At 56.9% G+C, this 14357-nt stretch carries 14 protein-coding genes; 3 read left to right on the plus strand and 11 right to left on the minus strand.

The window, feature by feature from the left end:
* Position 1: 1 nt before the first annotated feature.
* The 6 genes from BQ5462_RS01065 to BQ5462_RS01090 all read right to left on the minus strand — a co-directional run bounded on the left by BQ5462_RS01065 (position 2) and on the right by BQ5462_RS01090 (position 5381).
* Positions 2-979, minus strand: a complete 978-nt coding sequence (locus BQ5462_RS01065; protein WP_071141600.1) for an LCP family protein — start codon at positions 977-979, stop codon at positions 2-4.
* An 18-nt stretch (positions 980-997) separates the two neighbouring features.
* Positions 998-1576, minus strand: a complete 579-nt coding sequence (yqeK, locus tag BQ5462_RS01070) for a bis(5'-nucleosyl)-tetraphosphatase (symmetrical) YqeK (protein ID WP_071141601.1) — start codon at positions 1574-1576, stop codon at positions 998-1000.
* Positions 1577-1613: 37 nt separating this feature from the next.
* On the minus strand, positions 1614-2225 hold the full coding sequence (nadD, locus tag BQ5462_RS01075; protein WP_071141602.1) for a nicotinate-nucleotide adenylyltransferase: 612 nt from the start codon (positions 2223-2225) through the stop codon (positions 1614-1616).
* An 84-nt stretch (positions 2226-2309) separates the two neighbouring features.
* A complete protein-coding gene (locus tag BQ5462_RS01080) occupies positions 2310-3083 on the minus strand; it encodes a histidinol-phosphatase HisJ family protein (RefSeq protein ID WP_071141603.1) in 774 nt (257 codons plus the stop codon).
* A 33-nt stretch (positions 3084-3116) separates the two neighbouring features.
* Positions 3117-4226 carry a redox-regulated ATPase YchF gene (gene ychF, locus BQ5462_RS01085; protein ID WP_071141604.1) on the minus strand — a complete coding sequence of 370 codons (1110 nt, stop codon included), beginning with the start codon at positions 4224-4226 and terminating at the stop codon, positions 3117-3119.
* A 105-nt stretch (positions 4227-4331) separates the two neighbouring features.
* A complete protein-coding gene (locus BQ5462_RS01090; RefSeq protein ID WP_235819530.1) occupies positions 4332-5381 on the minus strand; it encodes a MupG family TIM beta-alpha barrel fold protein in 1050 nt (349 codons plus the stop codon).
* Positions 5382-5653: 272 nt separating this feature from the next.
* On the opposite strand from BQ5462_RS01090, the gene BQ5462_RS01095 reads away from it, so the two are divergent.
* On the plus strand, positions 5654-6058 hold the full coding sequence (locus BQ5462_RS01095; protein WP_071141606.1) for an HTH domain-containing protein: 405 nt from the start codon (positions 5654-5656) through the stop codon (positions 6056-6058).
* A gap of 11 nt (positions 6059-6069) precedes the next feature.
* The gene (locus BQ5462_RS01100; protein ID WP_071141607.1) at positions 6070-7068 is read left to right on the plus strand and encodes an IS3 family transposase; all 999 of its coding nucleotides are present in this window, start codon (positions 6070-6072) and stop codon (positions 7066-7068) included.
* Positions 7069-7260: 192 nt separating this feature from the next.
* Here the strand turns inward: BQ5462_RS01100 and BQ5462_RS01105 are convergent, their stop codons facing one another.
* Complete coding sequence (locus BQ5462_RS01105) at positions 7261-8667, minus strand: PTS transporter subunit EIIC (RefSeq protein WP_071141608.1); 1407 nt, start codon at positions 8665-8667, stop codon at positions 7261-7263.
* Entirely contained in the window at positions 8657-9493 is an 837-nt protein-coding gene (murQ, locus tag BQ5462_RS01110; protein ID WP_071141609.1) for an N-acetylmuramic acid 6-phosphate etherase, read from the minus strand. Before murQ ends, BQ5462_RS01105 begins: the two co-directional genes overlap by 11 nt.
* Before the next feature lie 67 nt (positions 9494-9560).
* Between murQ and nagA the strand changes: the two genes are divergently transcribed.
* On the plus strand, positions 9561-10688 hold the full coding sequence (gene nagA / locus BQ5462_RS01115; RefSeq protein WP_071141610.1) for an N-acetylglucosamine-6-phosphate deacetylase: 1128 nt from the start codon (positions 9561-9563) through the stop codon (positions 10686-10688).
* A 27-nt stretch (positions 10689-10715) separates the two neighbouring features.
* On the opposite strand, the gene BQ5462_RS01120 is transcribed toward nagA, so the two are convergent.
* From BQ5462_RS01120 to BQ5462_RS01130, 3 genes are all read right to left on the minus strand, one after another.
* Positions 10716-11885 (minus strand): type III PLP-dependent enzyme, encoded by a 1170-nt coding sequence (locus BQ5462_RS01120; RefSeq protein ID WP_071141611.1) that lies wholly within the window; start codon positions 11883-11885, stop codon positions 10716-10718.
* A gap of 343 nt (positions 11886-12228) precedes the next feature.
* A complete protein-coding gene (gene serS / locus BQ5462_RS01125; RefSeq protein WP_071141612.1) occupies positions 12229-13509 on the minus strand; it encodes a serine--tRNA ligase in 1281 nt (426 codons plus the stop codon).
* A gap of 57 nt (positions 13510-13566) precedes the next feature.
* On the minus strand, positions 13567-14346 hold the full coding sequence (locus BQ5462_RS01130) for an NAD-dependent protein deacylase (RefSeq protein WP_071141613.1): 780 nt from the start codon (positions 14344-14346) through the stop codon (positions 13567-13569).
* Positions 14347-14357: the final 11 nt, after the last annotated feature.

Below are 14357 nucleotides of genomic sequence, written 5' to 3' on the forward strand. Positions count from 1 at the left end.
GTCAGATACTGGGAATCCTTTTATGAGGGATCTTGAGCTCGTCCAGGGTCGCAGCAATCTTGGAGGGGGTGGTCACCCAGTAACTGACCCCGCCGATGTCTCCGAAATCGCCCTTCAGGCTGGCGCTTTTCACGCCGCCGTCTCCAAAGAGCCGCAGGCAGTTGGCCGCCTTCACCATCTGGATGAAGTCCATATCCGTTTTCACATATTCAGTGGCCGTTCCGATGATCATGGGCAGTTTCACCATGTTGGTCACCGTAAAGGCCTGTTTGGCCAGGGCCTTCATGAATTTCTGCTGCCGTTTCACCCGGCCGATATCGCCCATTTCGTCATGCCGGAACCGGACGTATTCTCCGGCCTTTTCTCCATTCAGGTGCTGTTTTCCCTTTTTCAGATGGATTTTCAAATCTGCATAGGGATCCTCGTAGTCCATATCCTGTTCCACGTCCAGGTCCACACCGCCCAGCATATCCACCACCTTGATGAAGCCTTTCCAATCCACCTGCATGTAGTGGTTGATGGGCACCTGCAGCAGATTGCTGACGGTTTTCCGGGCCAGAGGAACGCCCCCATACGCATAGGCCGCATTGATCTTGTCGTGGCCCCGGCGGCCGGGGATGGTCACCCGGGTATCCCGGGGCAGGCTCAGCACAGAGACCTGGTCATTCTGGGGATCGAAGCTTACCAGCAGCATGGCATCGGTCCGCTTGGGCGCATCGGTGCCAAAATCTTCACTGTCCCCGTCGTCGGTTCCCAGAAGCAGTACATTGATCCGCCGGGAAAACCCTTCGGTGGTCAGGCTGTTCTCTTTCGTATCTGCTACCTGGGCCCGGGGCCGGAAGAACCGGTTATAGATCCGCATACCGGCGGCGAAGCAGCTGCCCATCAAAAGGCAGATCAGCACCAGGGAAAAGAACAGCCGTCCCTTTCGCAGCCGTTTCTTGTAGCGCCGTCCCCCTGTCTTCTTTGGTTCAGTCATTGTTTGCGTACGCTCCTGTTATTGTTGGTTGGCTTTCTGTTCCATGATCAGTTCGTTGTATCCGGCCAGGCAGTCGGGATGGATCAGCTGCCCCTGGTCCAGCAGATAGGCCATGGTATGGGCGTAGGCTTTCAGCATGCCGAATTCCAGGCCCTGGCGCACCTGCTGCCGCAGGGTATCCACCCCTTCAAAGTCCCGGTGGGGTTCGATCAGATCGGCCAGGTAGATCACCATGGCAAGAGGGCTCATATGGGCGGCCCCGGTGGTATGGTACCGGATACTGGACAGGATGTCCGGGTCAGTGACACCGAATTCATGCTCGGCATAGTAGGCGCCCAGTTTGGCATGGATCAGGATGGGCTGGGCTTTTTCCACCGGGTCCAGCTGGATGCCCAGTTCCGCCGCCTTGGCGATAAAATCCTTTTTGGGGATCTGCCGCCCGCTGTCGTGGAGCATGCCTGCGATGGCCGCCTTCTTTTCATCCACGCCGTACAGCTTCGCCAGCTCCACAGCGGTCTGGCTCACTGCCACCGTATGGTGGAAGCGTTTGGCCGGCAATTCTTTTTCCAGCCGGGCCTGCATTTCCTCAAGTTCCATGATCATGCCTCCTATCAAAGAAAAAAACAGAGAGCCCCTACTTGCGGTAGAGGTCTCTCTGTTCGATGTATTCCGCTACTGCCTTGGGTACCAGGTTCGCAATCGATTCGCCCCGGCGGACCTTCTTCCGGATTTCCGTGGAAGAAAGGTCCAGCTCCGGTGTATCCACCCAGCACAACCGGGTGAGTCCCTGCCGGGCCAGCCTGGCACTGACCGCTTCTTTCTGCGGAGCAAACCCGGGCCGGGCCGCTGCCGCAAACGTGGCGTACTCCATGGCTTCCCGGATATTGTGCCAGGTGGGAAGCTGTTCCGCCGAATCGGCGCCGATCAAAAAGTACAGATCGTACAGCCGGTGCCAGCGCCGGTACAGCTGGCGCAGGGTATCGCTGGTGTAGGAGACCCCGCCCCGCCGCAGTTCCATATCGGAAACGGTGTACAGAGGGTTGTCCTCCGTCGCCAGCAGCGTCATGGCCAGCCGGTCCGCCGAAGGGGAGCAGTGCCAGCCCCGTTTGTGGGGAGGGATATAATCCGGAATGAACAGCACCCGGTCCAGGTGCAGCTGCTCCTGCATGGCCCGGGCGATCATCAAATGCCCGTTGTGGATGGGATCGAAGGTCCCGCCCAGGATGCCCAGCCGCTGACGGCCCATGGTTTCCACGCTCCTTTATCAGGGTGATACCCGTGTATTATAACAGGGAAAAGAAACGAAAACAAGGTTGATCCCGTGACAATTTTATGGACAAACAATGCGTTTACGTCCCTTGAAATAAACCAGCTCCAGACCGGCCGCTTCGGCAATCTTCTGCCCCACGGCGAAGTCCCGGCCCACATGCTCTTTGTAGTGGGCGTCGCTGCCCAAGGTGGCATACTTTCCACCCAGTTCGTGGAACCGCTTGTACAGCTCCACCAGAGGCGGCACCACCGCCGGATTCCCCAGCCGTCTCGTGTTGATCTCGATGGCCTTGTCCTGATCGATCAGCAGCTGGAACACCCTGTCCCACAGCTCCGGATGGTCGCTGTAGTACAGATTGGGGTCCTCATAGGGCATGTACCGGCAGATGTAATCGATGTGCCCGTAAGAGTCGAAATCCGGCTCCATCTCCAGGCACCGGACAGAATCCTCCAGATACCGGCGCACGGCCTCGTCCTTGGAGAGGCCCTTGTAGGTATCCGGTTCATACATGTCCAGCCCGTCGAAGCAGTGCATGGACCCCACCACTTCATCGAAGGGATACTGCTTCACCATGGCCTTGTCTTCGGCAATGGCTTTGGGCTGCAGCCCCACCTCGATGCCCAGCAGCACCGTAGCGCTGCGCAAGGGAGTATTGTGTTTGAAATAATCGGCGATGTCGAACAGGAAGCTTTCCGGGTAGGAGGGATAATACCGGTCCCAATGTTCTGTCAGGATGATCCCCAGGCCCAGGTTGTGGGCCGCCTCCGCCGCTTCCCCGATGGTCTGCTCCGCATCGCAGGAATAATCTGCATGGGTATGGGTATCGAACAGCATGGCATGCCCTTCTTTCTCTTGAAAATCCTCCGCTTACACGTTGAAGCGGAATTCCACTACATCCCCGTCCTGCATGATGTAGTCCTTGCCTTCCAGGCGTACCAGGCCTTTTTCCTTGGCAGCTTGTTTGGACCCGCATTTCACCAGGTCGTCGTAGGAAACGATCTCGGCCCGGATGAAACCTTTTTCAAAGTCCGTATGGATCTTGCCGGCAGCCTTGGGCGCCGTGGAACCGGCCACGATGGTCCAGGCCCGGGATTCCATTTCCCCGGCGGTCAGGAACGTCTGCAGGCCCAGCAGTTTGAACCCGGCTTTGATCAGCCGGTCCAGGCCGGCTTCCGTCAGCCCTTCCATTTCCAGGTATTCCTTGGCTTCGTCCTTGGGCAGCTGGGCGATTTCTTCTTCCACCTTGGCGGAGATCACGATCACCTGGGCGTTTTCCTTGGCGGCGTAATCTTCCAGGGCCTTCACGTATTTGTTGCCGGACCAGTCGGCGGCTTCTTCTTCCGCCACGTTGGCCACGTACAGGATGGGCTTGCTGGTGAGGAGATCCAGTTCCTTCAGGTTCTCCTTGTCGTCGTCCGTCAGTTCCAGCCGGCGCACGGGGATGCCTTCGCTCAGGTTGTCGGAGATCTTCTGGAGCAGGGCAGCCTTGGCTGCTGCCTTCTTGTCCCCGGCTTTGATCAGCTTCTGGGCCTTGGTCAGCTGTTTTTCCACGCTTTCCAGGTCGGCCAGGCACAGTTCCGTGTTGATGATCTCCACGTCACGGACCGGGTCGATGGAGCCTTCCACGTGGGTGATATTGCCGTCTTCAAAACAGCGTACCACTTCCGCGATGGCATCGGTCTGCCGGATGTGGCTCAGGAATTTGTTTCCCAGGCCTTCCCCCTTGCTGGCTCCCTTTACCAGACCGGCGATGTCCACGAATTTCATCCCGGCGGGGACAATCTTTTTGGAATGGAACATTTTGGCCAGTACGTCCAGACGGGGATCGGGAACGTCGACCACACCCACATTGGGCTCTATGGTACAGAAAGGATAGTTGGCCGCTTCGGCCCCTGCCTTGGTGATGGCGTTGAACAGGGTGCTTTTGCCTACGTTGGGCAGGCCTACGATACCCATTTCCAGATTGGTTGAACTCATGATGATCTCTCCTTCGTGCAAACTAACTTTTATTATATCATATTTCCCCAGAGGACGCACTGTATCCCACGTTTCACCCCGTCCCCTTTCGGCACTGCTCTCTTTTTACTGGATCTTGACCGGGTGGAAGCGGAATTTCTTTCCGCCGGTCAGATACTGCAGCAAAAACTGTTCAGCGGCCGGGATCCGGCCCAGCACATCCACCCGTTTGTCCGCCGGCAGTTCCGTCTTGCAGATTTCCAGTTCTCCGGCGTAGCGTCCATACCGGCCATTATCCAGCGTCACATCTCCCGGATGGCAGCGCCGGAAGGGGATTTCAGGGATATCCACCCCTTTCCACAGAGCCCGGCTGTTGACCGTGCGGATCACCTCTTCCGCCTCCTCCGGCCGGGTCTCATACACATGGGTGGCCAGGATGTCATGGCAGGGCCGCCACTGGAACACTTCCAGGGTCAGTTCCAGCACCCCTTCCTCCAGCCGGCACAGTGCCTCTACCTCTTCCGAGCTGGGGCCGTCGTCACCGATGTAGAGGGTGTCTGCACCCAGGGCGGCCAGCTGCCGGGCCCCGATGGAGACACTGCGGTGCCGGTCCTGCTCCAGGGTGGGCAGCCCTTCGTGCAGGGGTCCCCGTTTCCCGGCCTGGCTGGCCACAAAAGCGCCAGAAGGGATCCCGTACCGGCGCAGCAGGGCATTCTGTTTCAAAAAGTAAGGCACGGAAATCCCCGTATGGGGATGGGGATAAAAATTGTGGAGGGCTTCCACCCGGCCAAAATCCACCTGGGCCTGCTGCAGGGCTTCCAATTGGCTTTCCGTCACTGCCGAGGCATTCAGCACCAGGGTCCGGTCCGGATAATCACGCTGCAACTCCGCCACCCTGTCCGGAGTAAAGCCATCATCCAGCCGCAGACAGGGCAGGTTGTCCGGTACCGGTTTGCCGGGTACCAGGTCTCCCACCGCAGCAAGCCCCAGGGCCCTGGCCCGGGCCAGGAGAGGTGCCACCTGGCATTCAAACGCAGCCGGATCCGTCTCCGGGATGTGGAAGGAAAGGAACAGCCGGTCCACCCCCAGCCCGGCGGCCTCCTCCAGCCGCTGCAGCATCTCCTCCAGGCTCATGCCCAGCCCCGGATACAAAGAAATCCCTTTGTGTACTGTCATCATTCAACCTCCTCATCAAAGGCAGTCACTAGTCACTGGTCACTAGTCACTAGCCGTTGGAAGGAAATCGCACTGCGATTTCCAATATACAAAAATGGATTATACTGTACCCATAAGTGTGGACACTTTTTAAGAGTAGCACCTGCCCACAAAATTGGACAGGCTACAATTTGAATCCTTTAAAATTGACGTGCTCATTTTGGACCCAACCTATTGAACACAATCATATGTATGTGGTATCCTCAAATCCAATAAAGCCAAGGAGAATCCACATGAGCAGAAAACTTTTTACTGAGGAGCAGATTGCAGCGTTGCGCCAGAACCCTTATGTGTATAGCGTAAGCCGCTCTACCCTGGTCCTGAGGAAGTCCTTTAAAGAAATCTTTTACACCGAATATATGGAAGGAGTCTATCCCAAAGACATCTTCAAAAAATACGGCTTTGACCCTGCTGTGCTGGGCGAAAGACGCATTGGCGGTGCTCTCCAGCATATCAAAGAGGAATATGCCAAATATGGCTGTTTCTATGAAGGCAGGAGACCCGCCGACAGGTCTGACACCGCCGCCAAGGTCAAGCATGAAGATGACATTAAGGCCCTCAGACATGAAGTTGAATACTTGCGGCAGGAAGTGGAATATTTAAAAAAAATTTCCGCGATCAAGAACACAAAAAGGTAGATTCTCTGCTCATGAACGATTCCTCTTGTGTGTTCGAAATCATAGAAAAGACGGTAAGTACCAGCGAGAACAGACTTTCCATCAGCAGTTTATGCAAGATGGCAGGCGTGTCCCGAAGCGGTTATTATGCCTGGGTGAAGGCGGAAGCATTTCGGCAGGCCCAGGAAGAACAGGACCGCAAGGACTTTGAACTGATCCTTGCCGCTTACAAAAGACGAGGGTACAAGAAGGGCGCCCGCAGCATCTATATGGAGCTGCTCCACATGGATCCGCCCGTCATTATGAATGTGAAGAAAATCCGTCGTCTGATGAAAAAGTTCCACCTGCTTTGCCCCATCAGGAAGGCGAATCCCTATCGGCAGCTGGTGAAAGCCCTGAAGACCAATACGGTGGCCGATAACTTGCTGCAGCGCCAGTTTGAGGACTATGGCCCTCGCATGGTACTGCTGACAGATATTACGTACCTTCCTTACAATGGGATCTTTGCTTATCTTTCTACCATATTGGATGCCTATACCAAGCAGATTCTGGCGTATGTCCTCAGCAATTCTTTGGAGATGGATTTCGTGGTAGAAACGGTGAACAACCTGATTCGAGATCACGGCGTCTCACTGCATGCTGAAACCATCGTGCATTCTGACCAGGGTTGCCATTATACGAGTCACAGCTTCATTGATATCCTCCATGACAAGGATCTCAGACAATCCATGTCACGGCGGGGGAATTGCTGGGACAATGCGCCGCAGGAAAGCTTCTTCGGCCGTATGAAAGACCATGTGAAAAAGAAAATTGCAGCAGCAGTGAGCTTTGGGGAGGTGAAGGCCATCGTAGATGATTACATGGATTATTACAACAACGATCGCTACCAGTGGGAACTGGCGAAACTGTCGCCAAACGAGTTCTACCAATTTGTAACAACAGGGGTTTATCCGCTCGATATTCCCAAGATGCCCGAGGTTCCTACATTGAAGCGGAGAGCCTGTGAGCTGGGGAACCAGCTCACCTCATAAAATGGCAAAAGCAGCCATTTTATGAGTAAGGAGCCAGTACATGAGATTTGGATGGTTAGGGGCCTTCTGATAGACAATTACCAGACGTCCATTTTAAAGGTACCAAGATTGTTGAACTGTCTAAAACAAGGGGTCCTACTTTTATAAACTGTCCTTGACAAGGGGTACGGTTTAGATTCTGCTCTGCACTCTTCACTCTTTACTCTGCACTGGATCAGTAAACCCCAGCACCCAGGTGGCCACGAACCCCCCTGCATAGGAAATGGCCAGACCGGCCAGGTATGCCGTTACCTGGGTAGTGCTGGGCGCCAGGGGCAGACCGGAAATCCCCAGGGCTCCGGCGCCCACCTGACAGGCTGCCTGTACCGCGCCCCCCAGGGCCCCGCCGATACAGGCCCCGATGAAGGGCCGTCCCAGAGGCAGGGTCACCCCGTAGATCAGCGGCTCTCCCACACCCATGAGCCCTACGGGCAGGGCGGAAGCCACCACCCGTTTCACATCCGGGTCCTTCGTCTTCAGGTACACCGCCGCAGCGGCACCCACCTGTCCGCCTCCGGCCATGGCCAGGATGGGCAGCAGAATGGTATAGCCGTACTGGGCGATCAGCTGGGCATGGATGGGGGTCAGTCCCTGATGGACTCCCAGCATGACCAGAGGCAGGAACGTGCCACCCAGGAGGAACCCGGTGAGAGCCCCGCCCCGGGCCACCGCCTCCGTGGCTGCAAAGCCGATGCCTTCAGCGATGAAACCGCCCAGGGGCTGGAACACATATAAAGTTGCAAATGCCATGATGCCCAGCACCAAAAACGGCGTCAAAAACAAATCCAGGGCCTCGGGCACCCGCTGATGCAGTTTCTTTTCCAGCTGGGCTCCCAGGGCCGCCACGATCAGCACGGCCACCACACCGCCCCGGCCCGGAGTCAGAGCCTGTCCGTTCAATACGATGCCGGAAAGACCCGGATGGCTGATCAGCGCCCCCAGGGCCCCGCCCAGTACCGGCGACCCGCCGAATTCTCTGGCCGCGTTCCAGCCCACGAACAGGTCCATGCCCCAGAACACCGTATTGCCGGCCAGGCCCAGGATCTGAAAGGCCACGTTCTGGGCCAGCGCCGGATCCAGACGCCGGACGATGTTCAAGATTCCCGTCAAAAGGCCACAGCCGATGAAACCGGGGATCAGGGGCACGAAGATGCTGCTGATCCGTTTCAAAAACAGTTTGGCCGGCGTGGCATTCTTCGCCCGGATGGCCTCATGGAGGGCCTTGCCATCCCCCACTTCTCCCTGGGGAAAGCTGGATTTCCCCGGCTGCTCCGTGGCTTTCTTTTCCGGAGCCGGCGTCATCGCTTCCTCCGGTGCAGCCAGCAGGGCGTTGAATGCGTCCGTCACCTGGGCAGCCTTCCCCGGCCCCAGGATGATCTGCAGTTCCGGTCCGGACTGGTTCACCCCCATGACCCCGGGCAGCTTCTTCAGGGACTCCCGGTCCACATCCTGATGCTCCAGGACCAGCCGCAGCCGGGTCATGCAGTGGGTGGCCTGACGTACATTGGTCCCGGGCCCCACCACCTGCAGGATCTGACGGGCCAGTTCCTTATTTTCCATGGATGGCCTCCCATTCCTCCACAGCCTTCCGGGCACTGCCCCGGTTCCGGGCCAGGCTCAGCCGTGCTTCCTCCCGGCTGCAGCCCGTAACGGTGCACACAATGGAAAGGGCCCTTTCCAGCAGTTTCTCGTTGGTGGCCCGCACATCGATCATCAGGTTGCCCCGTACCTTGCCCAGGCGGACCATGGCTCCGGTGGTGATCATGTTCAGCACCATCTTCGTAGCCGTCCCGGCTTTCATACGGGTGGACCCGGTGATCACTTCCGGCCCGGGCAATACGGTGAGACACAGGTCGGCGATTTTTGCCATGGCGCTCCGGGCGCTGCAGCACAATCCCAGCACAGCGCAGCCCCGTTCCTTGGCTTCCTTCATACCGCCCAGGACATAGGGCGTACGGCCGGAGGCGCTGATCCCCATGACCACATCATCAGGCGTCAGCTCCTTGGCCCAGATGTCGTTACGACCCTGTTCCTCGCTGTCCTCGGCCCCTTCCCTGGCCCGGAAGATGGCTTCATAGCCCCCGGCAATCAGTCCCTGGATCTGCTCCGGATCCGTACTGTAGGTGGGCGGACATTCCACCGCGTCCAAAATGCCCAGCCGTCCGGAGGTTCCGCTGCCCATGTAGAACAACCGGCCTCCCTTTTTCAGCCGGTCAGCCACCAGATCCACGGCCAGTGCAATGGCGGGCAGGATCTTCTGCACCGCATCGGCCACCTTGTGATCCTCCCGGTTGATGATTTCCACCAGTTCCTGGGTGGATACCTTATCAATGGCTACAGATGCCGGGTTCCGCTGTTCTGTAGATAATTTGTTCAAATCGATCATGAAAAAACCTCCTGGTTCGGTTGTGCTATAATAAAGATAATTCTGTACCGTGAGAAGGAGAACAAGTATGAAAGCCATCATCAACGGCAGATTTATTTTACCACAAGAAATCATTGAGGGACAGGCACTGACCTTCGACAAGATGCTGGAGGGCTTCTCAGACCCGGACCAGCTGCCTGCCCATACCCAGATCATCGATGCCGGAGGGGCCTACGTGGCTCCCGGGTTCCTGAACCTCCACATCCACGGCTGCGGAGGCTGCGATGCCATGGACGGCACCCGGGAGGCCCTCGCCACCATGAGCCGGCTCCAGGCCTCCACCGGGGTCACAGGCTTCCTGCCCACCACCATGACCTGCAGCGAGGAAGCCATCGGAAAAGCCCTCTCGGCCATCCGGGAGGCCCGGGGCCATGAACCGGGAGCGGATATCCTGGGCGCCAACCTGGAAGGTCCTTTCATCAGTGAAACATACAAGGGAGCCCAGAAAGCCTGTCACATCCGGAAAGCCCGCTGGGACTTCATCGAGCCCTATGCGGATATCCTGAAGATCCTGACCCTGGCGCCGGAGACCCTGACGGACATGGAATTCATCCCCCGCTGCTGCAGCCACAGGATCATCGTCTCCCTGGGCCACAGCGATGCCACCTTCGAGGAGGCCTCCCGGGCCATTGCGGCCGGGGCCAGCCACATCACCCACCTGTACAACGCCATGAGCCCCCTGCACCATCGCCGGCCCGGACTGGTGGGGGCAGCCCTCACCCAGCCGGTGACCTGCGAACTCATCGCCGACGGCATCCACATCCACCCGGCCGCTCTTTGTCTGGCGGTCCGTGCCAAAGGGCTGGACAGGATCGTGCTCATCACCGATTCCATGCGGGCCTGTCTGCTGGGCGAAGGAGAAAGCGAGCTGGGCGGCCAGAAGGTGTTCGTAAAGGATGGCCGGGCCACCCTGGCAGATGGCACCCTGGCCGGCAGCATCCTGACCATGGAAAAGGCTGTGCAGAACATCTGGAGATTCGCCCACCTGACCCTGCCCCAGGCGGTACAGCTGGCTACCCTGAACCCGGCCCGGGAGCTGGGCCTCACGGACCGGGGCACCCTGGAACCAGGCAAGCGGGCCGATTTCACCATGTTCGACGACGATTTCCATATCTTACAGACCTACAAAAAAGGAACCTGTATCTTTCAGAAATGAAAGATACAGGTTCTTTTTGTTTCTCTTTTATCCAGCCATGCTCAGGGCATCCAGGCCCAGTTCTTCCCGTACTTCTTCCCAGATCACCGTTCTGGCTTTCCGGAAACCGTTGAAGGTAGTGGCAGAAGCGGAAGTGTAGGCACCGCACACGGGCACCAGCAGCACATCCCCCACTTCCAGGGGTTCCGTCATCTTCCCCCGGAACATAATGTCCAGGGAGTCGCAGCTGGGACCGGCAAAGGTGGCCGGAATCTTTCGGCCCTCCTTGAAACTGATCAGCTTGAAATCCCACTGGTCGAAAATCACACCGGAAAAAGTGCCATAAATACCGTCATCCAGGAAATACCAGGTCTGGCCATTCCGTTCATTTTCGCCGATGACCCGGGTGATCAGGTTCACAGCCGTTCCGCACATATACCGGCCCGGTTCCGCCCAGATCTCCAGGTCGCTGAAATCTTCCCGCAGCCGGGCAGCCACCTGGTCCAGCAGCGCCGTCAGATTATAATGGACGCCGGTTTCCGGAATGGGGAACCCGCCGCCGATGTCCAGCACCCGCATGGTAAGCCCTGCCTTCCGGGCTTCCTCCATCAGTTCCTTGGTAATGTCCATGGCGTGGAAGTAGGGATCCGCTGCCACCGTCTGGCTGCCTACATGGAAAGCGACGCCTGCTACATCCAGGCCGGCTTCCTTCGCCTTCAGCATCAGTTCCAGGGCACGTTCCCGGGGGCAGCCGAATTTCTTGTTCAGGTCCACATGGGCCTGGGCATTGTCGATGCGCAGCCGCAGCAGCACCGTGGCGCCAGGGCAGTGTTCAGCGATCTTTTTGATTTCACTTTCGCTGTCATAGGTCATCCGGTACACACCGGCATCCCGGCAGGCAGCAAAGCCCGCATCCAGTTTGATGGGGTTGGCGTAGATCATCCGGTCACCGGATACCCCCAGCTGGCTCAGGGTACGGATTTCCCCGTCGCTGGCCACATCGAAGCAGGCTCCTTTATTGATGAGCAGATCCAGGATGTGCAGATCCGGATTTGCTTTCATTGCATAATGGATTTTCAGTTGCGGGATGTGTTCCCGCAGGATATCATAGTTTTTCTCAACCTGCTCCAGAGAAAGCACCAAAAGAGGTGTGCCATACCGTTCAGCCAGGCTGGTGACAGCTTCTTGAGTCAATTGGAAAAAACTTTGTTCGTTCATTATCCATCCCCCTTTGGACCTTCCGGGCCCGTTGTTTCCGTGACGGCCTTTCCGGTCTTCCCTAAATTCGTAGTTCATTATACTACGGATTGGGGAAAGTGCAAGAGGAAAAACGAGGAAAAAAGAGGAGATTTGAGGAGTTCGAAGGAGTTTCAAGAAAAATATTCACAGATATGGTTTTAATCTGGAATCCGCTACTTTTTTCCCCATTGCCCGATTTTCCCCGATTGAGGGCGTATGAGTCCGTATGAGCCCGATATGTCCAGATACTAAAAAATGAAACACCCGCCCAGAAAGGCGGGTGTCGCATAATTATTCAATTGTAGCGAATAATAGAACTTTCTCAGGAGTTCACTCCGGTAATCACATCGCAGCCCATGTACTTGCGCAGCACTTCGGGGACCACCACGGACCCGTCGGCCTGCTGGTAGTTTTCCAGGATGGCAGCCACGGTACGGCCTACGGCCAGCCCGGAGCCGTTCAGGGTATGTACATATTCCGGTTTAGACTTGGCATCCCGGCGGAACCGGATGTTGGCCCGGCGAGCCTGGAAGTCTTCCGTATTGGAGCAGGAAGAGATTTCACGATACTTGTTCTGTTGCGGGAACCAGACTTCCACGTCGTAGCATTTGGCGGCAGAGAAGCCCAGGTCGCCGGTGCACAGGCAGACCACATGGTAGGGCAGACCCAGCAGCTTCAGGCATTCTTCGGCGTTGTTCACCAGTTTTTCCAGCTCGTCATAGCTGTCTTCCGGTTTGCAGAACTTCACCATTTCCACTTTGTGGAACTGGTGCTGCCGGATCAGGCCCCGGGTATCTTTCCCGGCGCTGCCGGCTTCGGCCCGGAAGCAGGGCGTCATGGCGGTCAGATAGATGGGAAGCTCTTTGCCGTCAATGATCTCATCCCGATAGTAGTTGGTCAGAGGCACCTCGGCGGTGGGGATCAGGTACATGTCCTGGCCTTCCACTTTGTACATGTCCTCATGGAATTTCGGCAGTTGCCCGGTACCGGTCATGGAAGCCGTATTCACGATGTAAGGCGGAATCACTTCGGTGTAGCCATCGTTCCGGGTGTGCTGGTCCAGGAAGAAGTTATAGACCGCACGTTCCAGACGGGCACCGGCCCCTTTGTAATAGTAGAACCGGGCACCGGAAACCTTGGCAGCCCGTTCCGAATCCAGGATGCCCAGTTTTTCGCCGATATCCCAATGGGCTTTCGGTTCAAAGTCGAAATGTTTGGGTTCGCCCCATTTGCGGATTTCCGGATTTTCCGTATCATCCTTGCCCACCGGTACATCTGCAGCCGGCATATTGGGGATGGTGAGCATCACCGCATGGAGCCGTTCCTCCACTTCCTTCAGTTCTTTATCCGTAGCAGAGATCTTATCGCCCAGGGCACGCATGGCCGTAATCTTTTCCGTAGCGTCTTCCCCGTTGCGCTTCATCTGGCTGATCTCAGCGCTGACCGTATTCCGCTGGCTCTTGTCAGCTTCCACTTCCTGGATCAGCGTACGCCGTTTGGCATCCAGCTGCTTGAATTCCACCAGATCCACCTTGGCATGGCGGTTCTTCAGCATCTGTTCCACTTTTTCCGTGTTATCCCGGACAAATTTCAAATCTAACATAATGAGTACCCCCAATAAGTCTATGCAATACTCCTGTCATTATAGCACAAATGGCCCTTACAACTCCATATCTTCTTTTTTGGCCAGGGTTGCAAAAACCTTGTCCATATCGTCGGTGATGGCCAGGGTCTGTGCCTTCAGGTGCACCCCCAGGGGATCCCGGTTCAGGATCACCAGATACCGGCCATGGAAATAGTTGATGAAGGAGGCCGCCGGATACACGGTCAGACTGGTACCGGCAATGATCATCAGATCCGCTTTGGAAATGGCCCCCACGGCCTTTTCCACCGCCTCGTCGGGCAGCATTTCCTCGTACAGGGTGATGTCGGGGCGGATCACGCCGCCACAGCTGCAGTGAGGCACCGGTTCCTTCGATTCGAAGATGTAGTCGGGTGGATACACCTTGCCGCAGCTCATGCAGTAGTTCCGCAGGGCGCTGCCGTGGATCTCGTACACTTTTTGGCTGCCCGCCTTCTGGTGCAGCCCGTCGATGTTCTGGGTCACGATGCCCAGGAACTTCTCCGGTTCCCGTTTTTCCAGGGCCGCCAGGTATTTATGGGCATTGTTGGGCTGAATCTTCCGGGTATCCATCTTCTGCCGATGGAATTCAAAATACACCTTCGGTTCATTGACCAGGCAACTGTGGCTCAGCAGATATTCCGGCCTGTACTGTTCGAACTGCACATCGTGCTGGTTGTAAAGTCCGTCCTTGCTGCGGAAATCCGGGATGCCACTGGCTGTGGAAACCCCGGCTCCGCCGAAGAAAACAATGCTCCTGGCATCCCGGATCCAGCGGTCCAGGGTGTCGATATCCTGTTTGAATTCTTTTTCATCCATGTAAATCAGCT

The organism is Acidaminococcus timonensis (assembly GCF_900106585.1).
Taxonomy (GTDB): Bacteria; Bacillota; Negativicutes; order Acidaminococcales; family Acidaminococcaceae; genus Acidaminococcus; species Acidaminococcus timonensis.